The organism is Bacillus sp. 2D03 (assembly GCF_003946765.1).
Classification (GTDB): Bacteria; Bacillota; Bacilli; order Bacillales; family Bacillaceae_G; genus Bacillus_A; species Bacillus_A cereus.
The window spans coordinates 57,644-77,575 of the sequence record NZ_RPSJ01000009.1 but is presented as its reverse complement, the minus strand read 5'-3'; the positions used below and the strand labels follow the sequence as shown (position 1 = coordinate 77,575).

Sequence of the window (19,932 nt, the reverse complement as noted above, 5' to 3'; positions counted from 1 at the left end):
AACCTACCATATATACTTTCGCTAATATACATTGAATTTCCCATTAAATGCAAAAAAATATTTACAGCTGCATCACTTTACTAGCTTTTTGAATCATATATTTTTGCCTGCTATACCGTCCACTTTGTAGACAGCATAACAGGCAATAATAATAATAATAAGTAGACTTTCACTATTATTGAGTTGGATATGGTACTTCTTTATCAATAATCGTTACTCCATCCCGTACAATTTTATAGTGTCCCTTTGAACCTTCTTGAATTACAAATTCTAAAGAAATAGTCGCTGATTCAGTAATTGTTCTCGTTTCAACCGGTCTATCCATTTTTTGCTGCATGTCTTCTTTATAAATTTCTATTGTTTGCGGCTTTTTTTCACCTGTTACAGCAGGCTCATATGGGATAGAGATATTGTCCACTTTTACCGTTTTAGTCACTTTAGGCTTTTGACCATCAGAGATAATAATAGTTACTTTATCTCCCTCTTTTAATGGTGTACCTGGTTTTGGAAATTGCGAAATTACAAGTCCTTTTTCGACTGTATCTGAATACTCTCGTTTTATATCTGACGTTAGTTTTCTCTCATTCAAATAACCAGTTACACTATTTTCAGTCCACCCCGAAAAGTCACCTGGTCTAATTTGATAAGGCCCTTTACTTACCCAGATTTTCAGTTCTTGCTCCGCTTCTATAACCATCTGATCAGGCGTCGGAATTTGTTCTACAATTTCACCTTTCGGCTTATCATTTTCAATATAATTTACCGTAACTTGTTTATATTTTTCTTCTAACTCAGCTTTTACACTCTCAAAGTTTTGACCTGTGAAATTTGCCATCTTACTTTTCTTTTTTCCACCTGATTGATAGATAGTAATTTTAGCGTTTTCTTTTACGACTCTTCCTGCTACAGGGTCCGTTTTTATTACATCCCCAACTTCAACATCATCTGTATATACAATATTAGGCTCCGTCACCTCAAAGCCCTTTTCTACTAATGTATTTACAGCTGTCGTGTATTTCATACCAGCCACATCAGGAACTTTCACATCTTTCGGAATAAATAATCCTGGAATAACCGTAAGTGCTAATGTTATTCCTATTGCTAAAAATAAAAATGTTGAAATTAAAACTTTAAGCCACTTGTTACTCCGTTTTTTCTTCTTATCTAACTCAGCTGCTTCTGCTCTTATCGGTTCTTCCACCTTACTCCCTTTTAAAACAATCGTTTCATCACTTACATTTTCAAATAATTGTTCTTGTTGAATAATCGGAATCGCTTTCGTCGCTTCCATATCTTCCGGTATGTAAAATGGTTGCTCATTTATCCTCTCTGGATATAGCGCAGTTTCAATATCTCGCTTCATCGCATTGGCAGATTGATATCGGTGAAACGGATCTTTTGCAGTTGCCTTTAATATAATATTTTCAACACTTTGCGGAATATTTTCATTCCATCTTTTTGGTGATGGGATTTCACTTTGTAAATGTTTTAAAGCTATGGCAACAGCAGATTCGCCAGAAAACGGTTGTCTTCCTGTTAACAATTCAAACATAACTATCCCAAGAGAATAGATATCTGATTGTTTATTTGCTATCCCGCCACGTGCCTGTTCTGGTGATAAATAATGGACTGAACCGAGCACTGAATTTGTATGTGTAATTGTTGTTGCACTTGTAGCTGTCGCAATTCCAAAATCTGTTACTTTTATTATTCCATCAGCTCGAATTAAAATATTGTGCGGCTTTATATCACGATGCACAATTTCAAAATGATGGGCATGTGCCATAGCGGATGTTAACTGCTCCATAATATCAAGAGCTTCTCCTATAGGTAACATCCCTCGCTCAATTATGTATTGCTTCAATGTTTGCCCTGGTACATATTCCATAACAAGATAGTATATACCATCTTCTTCTCCGACATCATACATATTCACAATATTTGGATGCGACAACGTTGTAACAGACTGCGCTTCTCGATGGAAACGTTTAATAAACTCTTCGTTATTTGAGTAGTCGAGTCTTAATATTTTTACCGCTACATCTCGGCCAAGTATATCATCATGAGCTAAATATACATTGGCCATTCCGCCACCACCAATCATTTTCAGCAGCTTATAACGGTCATTTAAGCGTTTTCCAATCAGCACGTTGCACTTCACCTACTTTCGTTTGTCGAACCCGCATAATCAATAAGAACAAGTGTGATATTATCTTCTCCACCGCGATCATTTGCCAATTGAATGAGACACTGCCCTTTACCTTCAAGCTGTTCATTTAACTGTAAAATTTGTCGCATATCATCAATAGAAACTTTGTTTGATAACCCATCAGAGCAAAGAAGTAATTGATCATCTTCCTCAATCACCAACGTTTTAACATCTAACCCAACTTTTTCTTCTGTTCCTAATGCTCTTAATAACACATTCTTTTTCGGATGATACTCTGCGTCTTCCTTTGAAATTTCACCATGTTTCACAAGCTCATTTACAAGCGAATGATCTTCCGTTACTAGCGTCATTTCTCCTTCTGATACCATATAGCAACGACTATCTCCTATATGCCCTATTGTCACAAAGCTTGGTGTACAAACAGCTATTATAAGCGTTGTTCCCATACCATTACATTCTGCATTTTGCTGAGCGTATTCATATATACGCTCATTAATAATCCCAACACTAGTATGTAACCATTGTTCTACTTTTTTCGGCTCATTCATATTATGTGTTTGCTTCCAATAATCATGGAATAATTGAATGGCCATCGAGCTAGCTACATCACCAGCTCGATGACCTCCCATTCCATCTGCTACTACCGCTAATACATTTCCATCTAAATTGTGAAAAACTCCTGCACTATCTTCATTATGTTGACGAACTTTTCCTTTATCCGATAGAAATACGGCTTTCATCTCGTCACCTCGTCTCTTCTTTGCGCTCCTTCGCACGCAACTGACCGCAGGCTGCATCAATATCATGACCTTGTTCACGGCGAATCGTTACATTTACTCCACGATCTTTTAACGTTTTCTCGAACAAGAAAATTTGTTCACGTGGCGTACGTACATAATCACGTTCAGGTACGTAGTTTACCGGAATCAAGTTCACATGACATTTTACACCTTTTAAGAGCGCAGCAAGCTCTTCAGCATGCTCTACTTGGTCATTTTCTCCTCCAAATAATCCATATTCAAAAGTAATACGACGCCCTGTTCTATTTACATAGTATTTAATAGCTTCCATTAAATCTGGTAATTTATAAGCACGGTTAATCGGCATTAATTTTGAACGTAATTCTGAGTTTGGAGCATGCAATGAAATCGCAAAATTAATTTGTAGATCTTCTTCAGCAAACTTATAAATTTTCGGGATAATTCCACTCGTCGAAACAGTCATATGTCTCGCACCAATATGAAGTCCTTTTTCATGGTTAATGATGCGTAAGAATCCCATTAAATTATCATAGTTATCAAATGGTTCTCCAATCCCCATAACAACAAGAGAACTTACACGTTCTTCTGTTTCATCAAGCGCGCGCTGAACTTCTACTACTTGCGCTACGATTTCTCCAGCTTCTAGGTTTCGCTTTAATCCACCAAGTGTCGAAGCACAGAACGTACACCCAATACGACAACCAACTTGCGTTGTTACACAAATGGAATTTCCATATTCGTGTCGCATTAATACCGTTTCAATAGAATATCCGTCATATAATTGGAATAAGAATTTAATTGTTCCATCCGAAGACGTTTGTTTTACTAACGTGTTTAAAGTAGTAATATCAAAGGAATTCGACAATTTATCACGCAATCCTTTAGAAAGGTTTGACATATCCTCATAATTTTTTACACGTTTTTTATATAACCAATCAAAAATTTGTCCAGCACGGAACTTCGGTTCTCCTTGTTCCTTTAACCAATCTTGCATTTCATGAAGTTGTAAAGAGTAAATTGATGGTTTCTTCGTTTCTAAATTTTTCTTTTGTTTTCTTACAGTCGTTTCCATGATGCTACACCTTCTTCCTTAAACAAGCAATATAAAAGCCATCCGTCGCAAAATAATGCGGTAAAATTTGTACTTGACCTTCATCAATATACGGAGTTAATTTTTCTGGCATACGCTCTTTAAGCGTAGTATCCCATTCAAATTCAGGATGTTCTTGTAAAAATTTCTCTATTACTTGTTCATTTTCTATTTTCTCAATTGTGCACGTACTATAAACAAGACGACCACCTTGTTTTAATAATGGTGCTATTTTTTCTAGTATTGCAATTTGAATCGTCGATAATCTTTCACTATCGCCTTTATCTTTTCCTAACTTAATATCAGGTTTACGTCTAATTACACCAAATCCAGAACACGGTGCATCTACCAATATTTTATCAAACGTTTCATTCGCAAAGTGTTCTTGCACTTTTCTAGCATCTAGCGCTTTAGTTTCGACATTTTCTAGACCAAGTCGCTCTGCTTGCTGTTTAATTAAACGTACTTTGTGTGCATGTAAATCAAGGGACATGACCTTACCAGTTCCCTTTAATCGTTCCGCGATATGCGTTGTTTTTCCGCCTGGAGCAGCACAACTATCAAGAACTGCATCTCCCGTATTCGGTTCTAAAGCGCGTGCTACAAGCATAGAACTTTCATCTTGAATAGAAAGAAATCCTTTTTTAAACGCTTCTGTATGCGCTACATTTCCTCTTTCAATCTGAATTGCATCATCTGATAAGTCACCACGTTTTGCTTCTATACCTTCACTTGCCAACAACTCAATCGCTTCTTCTACCGTTACCTTATCAACATTCACACGCGCTGTTGGTACAGGTGGTAACATGTTTACTTCGCACATTTTTTCTGCAGTTTCTAAACCGTATTCTGAAGTCCACTCTTGGACAAGCCAAACTGGATGACTTGTTGTAATTGCAAGACGTTCTACTGGATCCTTGATTTCATCTACAGAAGGTACACCTTCTCTCTGAATCGAACGTAATACACCGTTCACCATACCAGCAATTCCTTTATGCCCGCGACGCTTTGCAATCTCAACCGCTTCATGAATAGCCGCTCTTTCTGGCACTCGGTCTAAATAAATCATTTGATATAAAGATAAGCGAAGCAATACTCTTACCCACGCCTCAACCTTCTTTTTTAGAAAAGGCTGTAAATAATAATCTAATGTGTCACGACGTTGAATCGTTCCATATACAATTTCAGTTAATAAACCAATATCTTTTCTATCAATTGCACTTTTTTCAATTAGATTATTTAAAAGTAAGTTGCTATATGCACCACTTTTTTCCACTTGAATTAAACCATCAAGAGCTAATTCACGAACATTTTGTCTCATGCATTTTCTCCTAACTTCGTTCCAATTTCAGGTTTTGTTCCACGTAAAAATTGTGAACAACTCATACGCTTTTTACCAGAAGGTTGCAATTCAGTAATTTTAACACCTGTTTCATTACTCGTTGCTACAACAAAACCATCTTCTTCGATTGCAACAATTGTACCTGCTTCAGCCGGTTCAGTTATAGGCACTTTTTCTCCCCACCATACTTTAACAACTTGTCCTGCTAAAGTTGTATAAGCAACTGGCCATGGATTCAATCCGCGAATGTGATTGTATACTTCTTCACCTGTTTTTGTCCAATCAATTTTCTCTTGCTCACGTTTTATATTGTACGCAAACGTTACTTCTTCTTCGTTTTGTTTAATCGGTTCTAACTTACCTTGGATTAATAAAGGTACTGTTTTAGATAGAAGGTGTGCTCCTGCTTCACTTAATTTATCAAATAATGAGCCTGTCGTTTCACGCTCTTCAATTTCAACTTCCACTTGCGTTAAGATATCACCAGCATCCAATTTTTCTACCATATACATAATTGTAATACCTGTTTTTTCTTTACCTTCCATAATTGCATAATGAATTGGTGCACCACCACGAAGTTCAGGAAGTAAAGAAGCGTGAACATTAATACATCCATACTTCGGTGCTTCTAAAATTTCATTTGGTACAATCTGCCCAAATGCAGCTGTTACAATTAAATCTGGCTCTAATGCCAATACTTTTTCATATTCATCTTTTTCACGAATTTTTAACGGCTGTAACACAGGGATACCATGTTTTTCCGCTTCAACTTTAACAGGTGTAGGTGTTAATACTTTTTTTCTACCTACTGGACGATCAGGTTGCGTCACAACACCTACTACCTCATAGCCATCTTCAATAAGACGACGAAGCACCGGCACTGAAAAGTCCGGTGTTCCCATAAACACTACTTTTATCATTTAAAAACCGCTCCTTTTAACACCTATTCTAGTTCGTTTTCTTCATAATATCTTGTCACTTTCGATGTAAATAAAACACCGTGTAAATGATCGATTTCATGTTGAATTGCACGCGCTAAAAATCCTTCCGCTTCTAATAAGAATACTTTCCCACGGCGATTTTGTGCTCTTACTTTAATATAATCGGCACGTTCTACTTCACCATAAAGTCCCGGGAAGCTTAAACAGCCTTCGGGACCTACTTGTTCACCACGTTTTTCTAATATTGATGGATTGATTAACTCGATTTTCCCAGTATCATCATCGACATCAACAACCGCTACTTGCAAGCTTACACCTACTTGAGGCGCAGCTAAACCGACTCCGTCCGCAATTAACATTGTTTCATGCATATCTTTCAACAATTTCACTAACTTTTTATCAAAGTTAATTACTCTTTCGCATGGTGTTTCTAACACTTCATTTGGATGCTTTATTATTTCTAAAACTGCCATATTTCCCTCCGCTACATTAACATTGTTGGATTAAAATCAATTGAGATTTGTAGCTCTTTTTGCATTTCTGCTTGATAATGTTCATTTACCATTTTGAGCACGTTCTTTAAGTTTGGTTCCCGTTTGTATTTTATCATGCATTGATAACGATATCTATCTTTTATCCTTGGAATCGCTGAAACAACTGGTCCTAGCACCATTGTTTGCTGTGAGCAATGCGTTCGTAAATACGAGGCAATTTTTTCCGTCACTTGTACCGCTTTTAATAATTCAGGATGAGATACAGTTACGAGTACAACATAGTAATATGGGGGATATTGTCTTGTTCGTCTCATTTGCATTTCTTGGTCAAAAAACACATCATATTGTTGGTTCTTCGCTAACTCTATACTGTAATGTTCTGGCGTATACGTTTGAATCACAACTTCCCCTGGCAATTCATGTCTACCTGCTCGTCCACTTACTTGCGTCAATAGCTGATATGTCTTTTCACTCGCCCGAAAATCAGGTAAGTGAAGCATCGTATCTGCAGTTAAAACCCCAACGAGCGTTACTTTCGGAAAATCTAATCCTTTAGCAATCATTTGTGTTCCGAGTAATATATCTGCTTTTTCTTCCCCGAACGCCTTTAATAATTTTTCATGCATTCCTTTTCGACTTGTCGTATCTACATCCATTCGAATGACTCGTGCCTCTGGAAATAGTTTTGTAATTTCTTCTTCTACCTTTTGTGTACCTGTACCAAAGAAACGAATGTATGTACTTTGACAAGCTGGACACTCAGTTGGCATATTCTCTTCGTAACTACAATAATGACATTTTAAACGATGATTCATTTTATGATATGTCAATGAAATATCACAATGCGGACATTGAACAACATACCCACAATCACGGCACATAACAAATGTAGAATGACCTCTTCTATTTAAAAAGAGTACCATTTGTTCTTTCTTTTCTAATCGATCTGCTATTTTTTCATGCAGCGCCTTAGAAAACATTGATCGATTCCCGTCACGAAGTTCTTCTCGCATGTCAACAATCTCTACCGTTGGTAAAGCTTGTTCATTCATACGTTTTTCCATTGTTAATAGTTCATAAACACCTTTTTTCGCCCTTGCAAACGATTCAAGTGTTGGTGTCGCACTACCAAGAACGATAGGACATTTATGATATTGTCCTCTCCAGACAGCTACATCTCTTGCATGATACCTCGGATTATCTTCTTGTTTGTAACTTGATTCATGCTCTTCATCAATAATAATAATCCCTAAATTCTCAAAAGGCGCAAAAACAGCTGAACGCGCACCAACTACAACTTTCACTTCTTTTCTTAAAATCTTACGCCACTCGTCATACTTTTCTCCAACAGACAACGCACTATGAAGAACTGCAACTTGTGAGCCAAACCTACCTTTAAAACGATCCACCATTTGGGGCGTTAGTGCAATTTCAGGAACAAGAACGATAGCTTCTTTTCCTTTCTTGAGCACTGCTGCTATAGATTGTAAATATACTTCTGTCTTTCCACTTCCTGTAACACCATATAGTAAAAATGGATTATAAGTTTCATTTGTAATTGATGATAAAATCGGTGTAATAACTTGTTTTTGTTCCTCCGTAAGTGGAAATGGTTTTGTTTGTTCAAAATCATCATCGTCATACGGATTTCGGTATACTTCCACATACTTTTCTGAAATGAATCCCTTTTTAACAAGTGCTTTTATTGGAGCATCTGTTATTTGTAACTCTTCTGTAATTACTTTCAACGGTGCACTTTTATAATTTTCCACAAAATAATAAAGTACATCTTGTTGTTTTTTACTTTTCAGTTCAAATGCCGCTAATTCCAATTTATCTTCTGGCAACTCCGGCTGAACCACTCTTTGCTTCTTCTTTTGTACTTTATCTTTCACTTGATAAACGACTTCAACCGTACCATTTTTAATTTCTTGTTGAATAGCTCGGTATAAATGTGGCTGTTGCTCGATTACTTCAAAATCAATTGCTTCTTTATCCTGAAATAAATATAGTATTTCAGGTGCTATTTCTTCCTGTTTACAAAGTTGTAGACGTTTTTTATACGTTGCTTTTATCGCAGTTGGAAGCATCACTTGAAAAGCTGAAATCATGTAGCATAACGTTTCACTTGTAAGCCAATATCCAAGCTTTAATAATTCATCATTTAAAACCGGTGTTACATCTAATATTTCATGGATTGTCTTTAACTTCTTACTTTCTACATCCACCGAATCTTTAATCCCAATAATAAAACCTTGCAATTTTCTTGGGCCAAACGGAACTACTACACGCATTCCTGTCTGTACAATATCTTCCCATTTTTTAGGGATAATGTAATCAAATGGTCGATCTGTCTGACGGGCAGGTACATCAACAATGACACTTGCAAATTTCATAAACGATCATCTTCTAACATCATTTCAATTTGCTTCAATATTTCACGAGCTACCTCTTTTTTCATTAAAAGTGGCAACTCAATAACTTTTCCATCTTTTCTATACATTGTTACAATATTCGTATCCGTGCCAAATCCAGCTCCTTGCGCTTTTACATCATTCGCGACAATCATATCTGCATTTTTCTCACGTAGTTTTTTCGTTGCATATTCCTCTACATTTGTCGTTTCAGCAGCAAAACCGATAAGTAACTGTTTATCCTTTTTCTGACCTAACGTTTTTAAAATATCCACCGTTCTTTCAAGTTCAATGACAGCATCACCATTTTGCTTTTTCATTTTATTCTCATGAACATATTTCGGACGATAATCTGCAACTGCTGCTGTTTTAATGACAACGTCTACGTTTTGATAATGTTGAAGAACCACTTCTAACATATCTTGTGCAGATTCCACTTGCACTGTCGTTACATGTAACGGTGGATTTAATGCTGTCGGTCCTGAAACGAGTATAACATCAGCGCCTAAATTCGCTGCCACTTCCGCAATCGCATACCCCATTTTTCCAGAAGAAAAATTTGTCATAAAACGAACTGGATCAACCTTTTCACGTGTTGGGCCAGCAGTTATTAATATTCTTTTGCCCTGCAATGGTTTGTGTTCTGAGAAAGCTTCCTCTAACCGTGCGATAATTGCTTCAGGTTCTTCTAGTCGTCCCTTCGCTACATATCCACATGCTAAAAAGCCTTCCCCAGGCTCAATAAATGTATATCCTAGCGTTTTCAATGTCATCATATTTTTTTGAACTATTTTATTTTCATACATATGCACATTCATAGCAGGCGCAATCCATACCGGAGCTGTAGTAGCTAACAAAGTAGTTGTAATCATATCATCTGCAATACCACCAGCTAACTTTCCAATACAATTGGCAGTAGCAGGTGCGACAAGTACAACATCCGCCCAATCTGCTACATCAATATGAGCAATAACAGCTGAGTCTTTCTCATCAAATGTATCCGTATATACATCATGGCGAGAAAGCGCTTGGAATGTAAGAGGCGTAACAAACTTCATTGCCGACTCACTCATCATTACTTTTACAATCGCGCCAGATTGTGTCAATTTACTCGTTAACGCAGCTGCTTTAAAAACCGCAATGCCTCCTGTTACACATAGAAGTATCTTTTTCCCTTTTAGCATATGACTCGTCCTCTTTCTTTTTCAAACTTATAATACTGAAATAGAATTCTCAGCTCGTCAGTACCAATATTTCATTCCTTTCGTAAAAAAATAACAACCTACTTGTAAATAGGTTGTTACCGTTACATAGAAAATTATAAAGTCTATGTTTTATTTTGTCGAAGGCAAAGGCTTATTCAGCTACTTTATCTTCACTTGGTACGTAGCTTAATGCTTCTGCATCGATTTCTTCTAATGCTTTACCTACACATTTATGAGAAACAGGTTTTTCTACAACACAGTTATTAGCAAGTTGCATTTCACGCGCGCGTTTTGCAGCTACTGTTACTAATGTGTACTTAGAATCGATTTTTTGTAGTAATGAGTCAATTGATGGATTTAACATAATTATAGACCCTCCGTCATTTCTTTATAATATTTTGCTACCCTTTCGCGGCGGCAATGTTCGCCAACCACAATTGCTTTAATTCTATCACAAGCTAATTCAACTTGATCGTTTTCTACTACATAGTCGTAAGCGTCCATCATCTCGATTTCTTCTTTCGCTACAGTTAAACGATTTTCAATAACATCTTCAGTCTCTGTACCACGTCCGACAATACGGCTTTTTAGTTCAGATAAACTTGGAGGTGCTAAGAAAATAAATACACCTTCTGGGAAAGCTTTCTTAACTTGAATTGCTCCTTGCACTTCAATTTCTAAGAATACATCTTTTCCTTCTTGTAATGTTTTTTCAACATAGTCAATCGGTGTTCCGTAATAATTACCTACGAACTCAGCCCACTCAAGTAATTTTTCATTACGAATCATTTCCTCGAATTCTTCTCTTTCTTTAAAGAAATAATCCACACCATCTACTTCACCTTCACGCGGCTTACGTGTCGTTACTGAAATAGAGTACTGAAAACGTGTATCCTCATGGCTAAACAGCTCTTTACGAACCGTCCCTTTTCCAACCCCAGAAGGCCCTGAAAGAACGATGAGCAATCCTCTTCTACTTCTCATAAATATGTAAAACCTACCCTTCCTCACTTAAATCTTCTTTATTATTCAAACGATGTGCAATCGTCTCTGGTTGAATTGGACTTAATACAACATGCCCATCATCCATAACAATAACCGCCCTTGTTTTTCTCCCATACGTAGCATCAAGCAAAGCATTATGTTCGCGTGCTTCTTGTACTGTTCGTTTAATAGGAGCTGACTCCGGACTTACAATAGCAATAATTCGATGAGCAGATACAATATTTCCGTATCCAATATTTAAAAACCGCATGGCCATAGTTTGCGCCTCCTAGTAAGTCTATCCGATTTCTCCACCACGTATAACTTTATATATTTTTTGAAAGCTACTCAATATTTTGTACTTGTTCACGAATTTTTTCAAGGTTATTTTTCATTTCTACAACATATTTTGAAATTGTTAAGTCATTTGCCTTAGAACCAATCGTATTAATTTCTCTATGCATCTCTTGCACGATGAAATCCATTTTCCTTCCAACAGGCTCTTCAATCTGCAATGTTTCACGAAATTGCTCTAAATGACTTTGCAAACGAACTAACTCTTCATGAATATCACAACGCTCTGCAAAGATTGCGACTTCTGTTAGCAATCTTTGTTCATCTAGATCTTGATTATGTAATTCTTTTAAGCGATTTTCTAATCGTTCACGATATTTTTGTGTAACAATTGGTGCATGTGGAATAATTGCATTTACACAATTGCTAATCTCTTGTAAACGATACGCTATATCTTTATGTAATCGTTCTCCTTCGCCATCTCTCATCGTTTTCAACATATGAGCAGCTTGACGAACAGCCTCATATAAACTGTTCTCAAAATGTTCATTTACATTTTCTATTTCTTCAATTGCTGTTACTTCTGGCATTGCCATTAATTGCTGAAGTGTAATAGAATCTTGTAATTGAAATTTCCCTTTTATATCTTCCATCATCGATTGGTACTGCTCAAGAAGTGACCAATTCACACTTAATTTTCTTTCAACAAGTCCTTCACCCGCTATACTAATAGACACTTCAATGCGTCCACGTCGAACTTGCTGTGCAATTATTTTACGAATTTTGTCCTCAAATACCATCATTTGCTTAGGAAGTCGAATACTCATCTCTAAAAAACGGTGGTTCACCGATTTCATTTCTACTGTAATTTGAAAAGTATCACTTTCTACTTTCGATCTTCCAAACCCTGTCATACTAGAAATCATTTTTATCACATCCAAGCCATAAAATAACTCAATGAAAAAGGTAATAGAGACAAGGCTCTACTACCTTCTGTAAATTATATCACATTTTCATAACATTGACTATTTCAAGTTTAATCCCTTCTTATATAATATCGGCTTTTTCTTCTTAGCCTTTTTCCCTGTTAATAAAGAACCTACTAGTAAGAAAGTCGGAATTGATGACAAACCTCCAATTAATAACCAATCTCTTGCTTGTATCGGCATTGTGCTAAAGATTGGTTGTAACGGTGGATAATATATAACCACTAGCATGAGTAGTAACGAAATAATAACCGCCCCTACTAAATACACGTTCCCAAATGGATTACGGTGAAAGACAGAATGCTCACTACGACAATCAAATACATGAATAAGCTGAGCAAGTACCAACGTCGCGAACGCTACAGTTTGTGCATATTTCAGTTCATTTGGATGTTGGTTATACGCAATAATAAACGCCACTAACGTCACTGCCCCAATTAAAAACCCTCGACTTATTATTTTCCACGCAAGCCCTCTAGCGAATACCCCTTCTTTCGGGTGACGCGGTGTTCTCTTCATCACATCTCCTTCAGCCTTATCCAAACCTAATGCCATCGCTGGTAAACCATCAGTAACTAAGTTCACCCATAAAATTTGAATAGGAACCATCGGCAGTGGTAATGCAAGTAACATCGCAAATAACATAACTAAAATTTCTCCAACATTTGACGCCAATAAGTAGCGAATGAACTTACGTATGTTCTCATATATATTTCTTCCTTCTTTAATTGCTGATTTAATTGTAGCAAAATTATCGTCTAGTAAAACAAGTGAAGAGGCTTCTTTCGCAACATCTGTCCCTGTAATTCCCATCGCTATCCCAATATCCGCTGTTTTTATCGCTGGAGCATCGTTCACTCCATCACCTGTCATCGCTACTATATGTCCTTGATTTTGCAGTGCCTTAACAATTTTCAATTTATGCTCAGGTGATACACGAGCGAATACATACGTATCTTCTACAACATTTTCTAATTCCTCCACATCCATATTCGCGAGTTCTACTCCTTCAACAACGCGTCCATCTGGTGGTAAAACTCCTAATTGTTCAGCAATCGCCATTGCTGTCACTTTATGATCACCTGTAATCATTACTGTTCGAATACCAGCTTCTTTACACTCTTTTACCGCCTGCGCCACTTCTGGCCTTGGCGGGTCAATCATACCTTGTATTCCAACCAACATAAAATCTTTTTCAACGTCTCTTTCATGTTCAATAGAATCCGTGACTTTTAAAGGTTTAAACGCAACTGCAATTGTTCGAAGCGCTTGACTACCTAAGCTATGAATAGCCGCCTGTACTTCTTTTCTATATAGCTCACTTAACGGCTGCTGCTTATCCCCCCATAAGATTGTTTGACTCAGTTGCAAAAGAACATCCGGTGCTCCTTTCGTAACAATAAACTTTTTCCCCTCTCGATCTCGTACAATAACACTCATCATTTTTCGAGTTGAATCAAAGGGGAATTCACGAATAATTTCAAATTTCCCTTTTAATGCCTCACGTGTTATCCCGGCTTTCATTGCTGCAGCTACAAGCGCTCCCTCTGTCGGATCTCCATCTAATACGTACGCCTTTTTCTTTTGAATAATATTTGCATTGTTACATAGTGAACCAAATGTAAGTAGCTGATAAAGTGATTTTGTCTTAGCTGGATTCACTTCTTTTTCACCTTTCATAAAAGAGCCATTAGGTTCATATCCTTGCCCTGTCACTTTCCACAATTCTCCGCCTGACCACATATGTGTTACCATCATTTTGTTTTGCGTCATTGTTCCCGTTTTATCAGAGCATATAACAGAAGCGCAGCCTAACGTTTCTACGGCCGGTAACTTCCTTACAATTGCTCTCTTTTTTATCATACGCTGTACACCAAGTGATAAAGCTACTGTAACAATTGCTGGCAATCCTTCTGGAATAGCCGCAACAGCTAGCGATACGCCAGCTAAAAACATATGATATACTTCATTCCCTTGATACACACCAGCCAATACAACGAGCGCTGTCAAAATAAGAGCTACAATAATTAATATTTTTCCGAGCTGTTCTAACCTTCTTTGCAGTGGCGTTTCCATTTGCTCTGCATTTTGCAACATATTTGCAATTTGCCCCATCGCTGTATTCATACCAGTTGCTACAACAACTCCTGTACCAGATCCTCGCGTAATCATTGTCCCCATAAAAGCCATATTTTTTTGATCCCCAATTGCAACATCTTGCCCTTGCAATGCTTCTACCTTCTTTTGTACAGGTACGGACTCCCCTGTCAAAGCAGACTCTTCAATATATAAACTTGATGCCTCAACAAGACGCACATCAGCCCCAATACGATCACCACTGGAAAACTTAATAATATCCCCTAAAACAAGTGCTTTAGATGGTGCTTTTACCCACTTTCCATTCCGCATTACAGTAACTTGCGGAGCGGCTAGTTCCTTTAAAGCTTCCAATGATTTTTCAGCTTTTCTTTCTTGAAAAAAGCCGAGAATACCATTGATAATAACAATGGCAACAATAGCAATAGAATCAATGTATTCACCTAAAAACGCAGAAACAATTGTTGCTCCAAACAAAACGAGTACCATGAAATCTTTAAACTGTGCTAAAAATACCATTAGTGCAGAAGGCCTTTTTGCTTCTTCTAATTCATTAGTACCAAATTTCTTTACTCGCCCTTCTGCTTCTTTCTCTGTAAGTCCAACCTTTACATTCGTATTCGTTCTTTCTTCCACTTCATGTGCTCGCATTCCATACCAGTTCATCCTGCTATCGACCTCCTGATTCCAGACATACTCTATTGAAAGCTTATTCAGCCTCGTCCAAAAAAATGCTATAATTAACATTTAGTTAGAAAGGAGTGTTCATTTATGGCATTCGATGGATTATTTACAAGAGCGATTACACATGAAATTGAAAATTCTCTTTACACAGGAAGAATTTCCAAAATATATCAACCTTCAAAATACGAGATTTTATTACATATTCGAGCGAATGGAAAGAACCAAAAACTAATTCTTTCATCTCATCCTACATATGCGCGTATGCACTTAACGAATCAAAACTACGATTCGCCAGCAATACCGCCGATGTTCTGTATGCTTCTTCGCAAACATTTAGAAGGTGGATTTATTGAAAAAATTGAACAAATCGACTTAGAACGCATTATTCAAATTACAGTTCGCAGTCGTAATGAAATCGGAGACGAATCATTAAAAACATTAGTAATTGAAATAATGGGACGACATAGTAACATTATCTTATTAGATACGAAAACAAACGTGATTTTAGATAGCTTAAAACACGTTTCATTAGCCGTAAACCGTCACCGAACTGTATATGCTGGTGCTGAGTACGTCGCGCCACCAGCCCAACATAAAATCAATCCTCTGCAAATTGAAACTGCAGATGATTTTATTAGACCGCTAGACTTTCTATCTGGAAATATGGATAAACAACTCGTCGGTGCTTTCATGGGAATATCCCCATTATTTGCAAAAGAAGTAGTAAAGAAAGCCGGTATGGTAAACGAGAAAGCATTATCAGAAGCATTTTTCTCTATACAAACACCATTACTATCTCATGCATATACACCTACAATGATTACTGCAAAGGGAAAAGAATTCTTTTATCTTTTCCCTCTTACACACTTGCAAGGAGGGGAAAAAACATTCTCATCAGTGAGCGAATTGTTAGATCGTTTCTTCTTTGGCAAAGCAGAACGTGATCGTGTAAAACAACAAGCTCATGATTTAGAACGCTTTATGCAAAACGAAAAAAATAAAAACGAGAAAAAACTCATTAAACTCGAAAAAACACTGCAAGATGCTGGAAAAGCAGATAAATATCAACTATTTGGAGAGCTACTTACAGCCAATATGTACGCTTTAAAAAAGGGCGATAAAGATATTGAGGTCGTTAATTATTACGATGAGAATGGTGGAACTGTAAAAATTACATTAGATCCTTTAAAAACACCATCTGAAAATGCACAACGCTATTTCCAAAAGTATCAAAAAGCAAAAAATTCAGTTGTTGTTGTAGAAGAACAAATCGAAAAAACAAATGAAGAAATTCTTTATTTTGATAGCTTACTTCAACAAATGGAAGCTGCTTCTTCAAAAGATATTGAAGAAATTCGTGAGGAATTAGCTGAAGAAGGTTATGTGCGCAATCGTAAAACGAAAAACGCAAAGAAAAAGCCTACTAAACCAGTATTAGATAAATATGTAGCAAGTGATGGCACAGAGATTTTCGTTGGTAAAAACAATAAACAAAATGATTATTTAACAACGAAGTTTGCCCGCCGTGATGAAATTTGGTTACATACGAAAGACATACCTGGCTCTCACGTTGTCATTCGTTCTTTAGAGCCTGCTGAAGAAACTTTACTAGAAGCTGCCAAAATTGCTGCCTATTACAGTAAAGCGAAAGAGTCTAGCTCTGTACCTGTTGATTTCACCAAAATACGCCATGTCAAAAAACCGAGTGGTGCAAAACTTGGTTTTGTTACGTACGACAATCAGCAAACCGTATATGTAACACCAGATGTTGATATTGTAATGAAATTAAAAGCGTAAATAAAAAAATGCGTTGCTTATAAGCAACGCATTTTTTTATATTCGTTCACACTAATTCATATACCCATTTACTAATTCATAACACCTTGCTTTTGTCATCTTATATTTCTCTTCTGAGGCTTCGATACGCCTCATCGTTCCGTTATTTGTATCAGTACCAATTGCTTTAACTTTACTTTCTTTTTCTTTAACCCACGCAATTTGTTTCGTTTTTAACGACTGGAACGCATCAGCTGACATCGTACTTTTTAATGTACTGTAAATTTCATTTAGTTTATTATCCCACAGTTCATAATTTCCTTCTATTTCATTTACTATATCATTGGTTGACATAGCATTCGTATGTTTTTCTTGTTTATCTATAGCAGCTAATTCGCTTAAAACATTTGCTCTATCTATCTTTGAAGAAGATTCTTTTTGCGATTGTTTCTCGTCTTTTGAGCCTGTATACGCACTGGAATCCTTTCTCTGTACTTGTTCTGTTTCTTGAATATTTCTTTCTTTCGTTACTTTTTCATACCTATTTTCATCTACATTGTATGAAATAAGAGATGTTTTCGCATTTACAGTAATTAATCCGTTACTATCTTTGAATATATATTTCTTATCGCCACTATTTTCTTCACTTACAAATGACACATTCTTATCGTCTGGCATTTGTAAAATTCTATTTGCTTCTTCTTTTGTAAGTTTTAAATCTTCAGGAAAAACGAATGACCATTTATCCATTAACCATTCCCCTTCTTTATACACCAAATGAAATTCCCATTCTTGGGCCGCATGACCTATTTCATCTTCTAAACTTAATGTATGTACCGTTAAATTTTCTTTATCTTGTGAAGAAGAAAATCTTATTTCAGATTGAAAATAATTTGGGAATGGTAACATATCAGTCTCTCTCGATCTATTAAAGTTATTAAGCAATTCAGGAAGCTGATTCTCTACAAACTTTTCTGAAACTAATCCCTTAACTCCTTTTTTAACTGTCTCTAAATCCCCAGGATTATTTCGGCTCCATCCATTTTCTTTTTCCATCTCACTAAACGCGTTTGCTATTCCATCTACATTCTTTCTTACAATCTTTTTTGCTTCTTTTTCTGTCACTTCTGGCGCTTCATCAAGCTGGTCAATCATTTTATTCACTTGAACTTTGTTTTCACTTGTTTCACACCCCGTTATAACAAGCATACTAGCGGCCAAACAAAATGACATTACTTTACTTAATTTCTTCATACATTCACATTCCTTAACCCAATTTTTTCGTTACATCTCTTTACCTACAAAAAAACGTAACAATCCCTTATTATACCAATTTTTTTAATTTATTTATACAAAAAATATAATATTTAAATTAAAAAGATTTTGTTTGCAAGTTTACATTATTGTTCATTCACATAAAAACTTACTGTAAAAATTTTATATATATTTATTTTACATCCGTCTAGTTTTTTTGACACACAGCTACCCTCTTCTCTTTTATTCTAAATAAATATATTGGCACAATTCTTGCTTTATTAATGTAAAAAGGAGGAATTAAAATGAATATAAGAATAACTAACATCCAAAAACAACTACATAATTACGGAATCGACGGGTTACTTATTACAAAGAAAGAAAACCGTCAATACGCAACAAGCTTTACAGGTAGCGCAGGCGTTGTCTTAATTTCTGCGCATAAAGCTATTTTTATTACCGATTTCCGTTACGTAGATCAAGCAAAAACGGAAATAAAAGCAGCAGAAATTATTATGCATAAAGGAAATTTAGAAGAAGAAGTTGCAAATCAAGTATCAAAATTAAACATTCAAAAACTTGGTATAGAAGACAATAATATGACTTTGCAACAATTTAAGAAACTACAAAAATATATACATACAGAAATGGTTCCAGTATGTGAGATCATTGAAAATATTCGCCTTATTAAAGACACATCTGAAATAGAAACAATGAAAATCGCAGCTACGATCGCTGATCAAGCATTTCACCATATTGTTACATTTCTAAAGCCTGGAATAAGCGAGACTGACGTTCGAGATGAATTAGAATTTTTCATGCGAAAAAAAGGGGCTACATCTTCTTCCTTCCAAATCATTGTAGCTTCAGGCGTTCGTTCTTCACTTCCCCATGGAGTTGCATCAAATAAAATAATCGAACGAGGCGATATCGTTACATTAGACTTCGGTGCACTTTACGACGGATATTGTTCCGATATAACACGTACTGTAGCAATCGGGGAACCATCGGAAGAATTCAAAAAAATATACAATGTTGTACGAGAAGCGTTAAAACGTGGGACTGAAGCGATTAAGCCTGGAGAAACTGCGAAAAGTATCGATGATATAACGAGAGATTACATTACTGAGCATGGATATGGTCAATATTTTGGACACTCTACTGGTCATGGTCTTGGGTTAGAAATACATGAACCTCTTCGCTTATCCCAAGAAAGTAAAGCTACTTTAGAAGAAGGTATGGTCGTTACCGTTGAACCTGGTATTTACATACCAAACTGGGGCGGCTGTAGAATTGAAGATGATATCGTTATCACGAAAGACGGATATGAAGTTATTACAAAATCAAATCGGGAACTAATTGTTATTCCTTGTTAATAACAAAACTTTTTCTTTGCACATAGAATTCCTTCTCTGGAGTATTCATTTAAAGAGGGGGAAT

General features: G+C 36.4%; 16 protein-coding genes. 2 read left to right on the top strand and 14 right to left on the bottom strand.

Going from position 1 to position 19,932, the window contains the following annotated elements:
* Positions 1-175: 175 nt before the first annotated feature.
* The 13 genes from pknB to EBQ15_RS20105 all read right to left on the bottom strand — a co-directional run bounded on the left by pknB (position 176) and on the right by EBQ15_RS20105 (position 15,444).
* The gene (gene pknB, locus EBQ15_RS20165) at positions 176-2,149 is read right to left on the bottom strand and encodes a Stk1 family PASTA domain-containing Ser/Thr kinase (RefSeq protein WP_000904748.1); all 1,974 of its coding nucleotides are present in this window, start codon (positions 2,147-2,149) and stop codon (positions 176-178) included.
* 8 nt (positions 2,150-2,157) lie between these two features.
* On the bottom strand, positions 2,158-2,910 hold the full coding sequence (locus EBQ15_RS20160; protein WP_000648703.1) for a Stp1/IreP family PP2C-type Ser/Thr phosphatase: 753 nt from the start codon (positions 2,908-2,910) through the stop codon (positions 2,158-2,160).
* A gap of 4 nt (positions 2,911-2,914) precedes the next feature.
* The gene (rlmN, locus tag EBQ15_RS20155) at positions 2,915-4,003 is read right to left on the bottom strand and encodes a dual-specificity RNA methyltransferase RlmN (RefSeq protein WP_000450541.1); all 1,089 of its coding nucleotides are present in this window, start codon (positions 4,001-4,003) and stop codon (positions 2,915-2,917) included.
* A gap of 4 nt (positions 4,004-4,007) precedes the next feature.
* Positions 4,008-5,342: a 16S rRNA (cytosine(967)-C(5))-methyltransferase RsmB gene (gene rsmB / locus EBQ15_RS20150; protein ID WP_001249666.1), complete on the bottom strand. Its 1,335-nt coding sequence runs from the start codon at positions 5,340-5,342 to the stop codon at positions 4,008-4,010.
* Positions 5,339-6,283 carry a methionyl-tRNA formyltransferase gene (fmt, locus tag EBQ15_RS20145; RefSeq protein ID WP_000598804.1) on the bottom strand — a complete coding sequence of 315 codons (945 nt, stop codon included), beginning with the start codon at positions 6,281-6,283 and terminating at the stop codon, positions 5,339-5,341. The genes rsmB and fmt overlap by 4 nt, the downstream gene beginning before the upstream one ends.
* Before the next feature lie 23 nt (positions 6,284-6,306).
* A complete protein-coding gene (gene def, locus EBQ15_RS20140) occupies positions 6,307-6,777 on the bottom strand; it encodes a peptide deformylase (RefSeq protein ID WP_000279455.1) in 471 nt (156 codons plus the stop codon).
* Between the two features lie 11 nt (positions 6,778-6,788).
* On the bottom strand, positions 6,789-9,194 hold the full coding sequence (gene priA, locus EBQ15_RS20135) for a primosomal protein N' (RefSeq protein ID WP_000666713.1): 2,406 nt from the start codon (positions 9,192-9,194) through the stop codon (positions 6,789-6,791).
* Positions 9,191-10,396 (bottom strand): bifunctional phosphopantothenoylcysteine decarboxylase/phosphopantothenate--cysteine ligase CoaBC, encoded by a 1,206-nt coding sequence (gene coaBC, locus EBQ15_RS20130; RefSeq protein WP_000911761.1) that lies wholly within the window; start codon positions 10,394-10,396, stop codon positions 9,191-9,193. Before coaBC ends, priA begins: the two co-directional genes overlap by 4 nt.
* A gap of 172 nt (positions 10,397-10,568) precedes the next feature.
* Positions 10,569-10,781, bottom strand: coding sequence for a DNA-directed RNA polymerase subunit omega (gene rpoZ, locus EBQ15_RS20125; RefSeq protein WP_000933960.1), 213 nt, complete (start codon positions 10,779-10,781; stop codon positions 10,569-10,571).
* A 2-nt stretch (positions 10,782-10,783) separates the two neighbouring features.
* On the bottom strand, positions 10,784-11,401 hold the full coding sequence (gene gmk / locus EBQ15_RS20120) for a guanylate kinase (RefSeq protein ID WP_001257741.1): 618 nt from the start codon (positions 11,399-11,401) through the stop codon (positions 10,784-10,786).
* Between the two features lie 13 nt (positions 11,402-11,414).
* The gene (remA, locus tag EBQ15_RS20115) at positions 11,415-11,678 is read right to left on the bottom strand and encodes an extracellular matrix/biofilm regulator RemA (RefSeq protein ID WP_001251456.1); all 264 of its coding nucleotides are present in this window, start codon (positions 11,676-11,678) and stop codon (positions 11,415-11,417) included.
* A 67-nt stretch (positions 11,679-11,745) separates the two neighbouring features.
* Positions 11,746-12,621, bottom strand: coding sequence for a YicC/YloC family endoribonuclease (locus EBQ15_RS20110; RefSeq protein WP_000625869.1), 876 nt, complete (start codon positions 12,619-12,621; stop codon positions 11,746-11,748).
* A gap of 99 nt (positions 12,622-12,720) precedes the next feature.
* Positions 12,721-15,444 (bottom strand): calcium-translocating P-type ATPase, SERCA-type, encoded by a 2,724-nt coding sequence (locus tag EBQ15_RS20105; RefSeq protein WP_001104775.1) that lies wholly within the window; start codon positions 15,442-15,444, stop codon positions 12,721-12,723.
* A gap of 105 nt (positions 15,445-15,549) precedes the next feature.
* Here EBQ15_RS20105 and EBQ15_RS20100 point away from each other — a divergent pair, with 105 nt between their 5' ends.
* The gene (locus EBQ15_RS20100) at positions 15,550-17,259 is read left to right on the top strand and encodes an Rqc2 family fibronectin-binding protein (RefSeq protein ID WP_000863283.1); all 1,710 of its coding nucleotides are present in this window, start codon (positions 15,550-15,552) and stop codon (positions 17,257-17,259) included.
* A gap of 51 nt (positions 17,260-17,310) precedes the next feature.
* Here EBQ15_RS20100 and EBQ15_RS20095 read toward each other — a convergent pair whose 3' ends face one another.
* Positions 17,311-18,492 carry a lysozyme inhibitor LprI family protein gene (locus EBQ15_RS20095; protein WP_000736523.1) on the bottom strand — a complete coding sequence of 394 codons (1,182 nt, stop codon included), beginning with the start codon at positions 18,490-18,492 and terminating at the stop codon, positions 17,311-17,313.
* A gap of 305 nt (positions 18,493-18,797) precedes the next feature.
* Here EBQ15_RS20095 and EBQ15_RS20090 point away from each other — a divergent pair, with 305 nt between their 5' ends.
* On the top strand, positions 18,798-19,868 hold the full coding sequence (locus tag EBQ15_RS20090) for a M24 family metallopeptidase (protein ID WP_001026211.1): 1,071 nt from the start codon (positions 18,798-18,800) through the stop codon (positions 19,866-19,868).
* Positions 19,869-19,932 lie beyond the last annotated feature (64 nt).

Excerpts from the sequence above, each read along its gene's own strand:
- EBQ15_RS20160 (WP_000648703.1), bottom strand. The coding sequence starts at position 2,910 with ATGAAAGCCGTATTTCTATCGGATAAAGGAAAAGTTCGTCAACATAAT.
- rlmN (WP_000450541.1), bottom strand. The coding sequence starts at position 4,003 with ATGGAAACGACTGTAAGAAAACAAAAGAAAAATTTAGAAACGAAGAAA.
- rsmB (WP_001249666.1), bottom strand. The coding sequence starts at position 5,342 with ATGAGACAAAATGTTCGTGAATTAGCTCTTGATGGTTTAATTCAAGTG.
- fmt (WP_000598804.1), bottom strand. The coding sequence starts at position 6,283 with ATGATAAAAGTAGTGTTTATGGGAACACCGGACTTTTCAGTGCCGGTG.
- def (WP_000279455.1), bottom strand. The coding sequence starts at position 6,777 with ATGGCAGTTTTAGAAATAATAAAGCATCCAAATGAAGTGTTAGAAACA.
- priA (WP_000666713.1), bottom strand. The coding sequence starts at position 9,194 with ATGAAATTTGCAAGTGTCATTGTTGATGTACCTGCCCGTCAGACAGAT.
- coaBC (WP_000911761.1), bottom strand. The coding sequence starts at position 10,396 with ATGCTAAAAGGGAAAAAGATACTTCTATGTGTAACAGGAGGCATTGCG.
- rpoZ (WP_000933960.1), bottom strand. The coding sequence starts at position 10,781 with ATGTTAAATCCATCAATTGACTCATTACTACAAAAAATCGATTCTAAG.
- gmk (WP_001257741.1), bottom strand. The coding sequence starts at position 11,401 with ATGAGAAGTAGAAGAGGATTGCTCATCGTTCTTTCAGGGCCTTCTGGG.
- remA (WP_001251456.1), bottom strand. The coding sequence starts at position 11,678 with ATGGCCATGCGGTTTTTAAATATTGGATACGGAAATATTGTATCTGCT.
- EBQ15_RS20110 (WP_000625869.1), bottom strand. The coding sequence starts at position 12,621 with ATGATTTCTAGTATGACAGGGTTTGGAAGATCGAAAGTAGAAAGTGAT.
- EBQ15_RS20105 (WP_001104775.1), bottom strand. The coding sequence starts at position 15,444 with ATGAACTGGTATGGAATGCGAGCACATGAAGTGGAAGAAAGAACGAAT.
- EBQ15_RS20100 (WP_000863283.1), top strand. The coding sequence starts at position 15,550 with ATGGCATTCGATGGATTATTTACAAGAGCGATTACACATGAAATTGAA.
- EBQ15_RS20095 (WP_000736523.1), bottom strand. The coding sequence starts at position 18,492 with ATGAAGAAATTAAGTAAAGTAATGTCATTTTGTTTGGCCGCTAGTATG.
- EBQ15_RS20090 (WP_001026211.1), top strand. The coding sequence starts at position 18,798 with ATGAATATAAGAATAACTAACATCCAAAAACAACTACATAATTACGGA.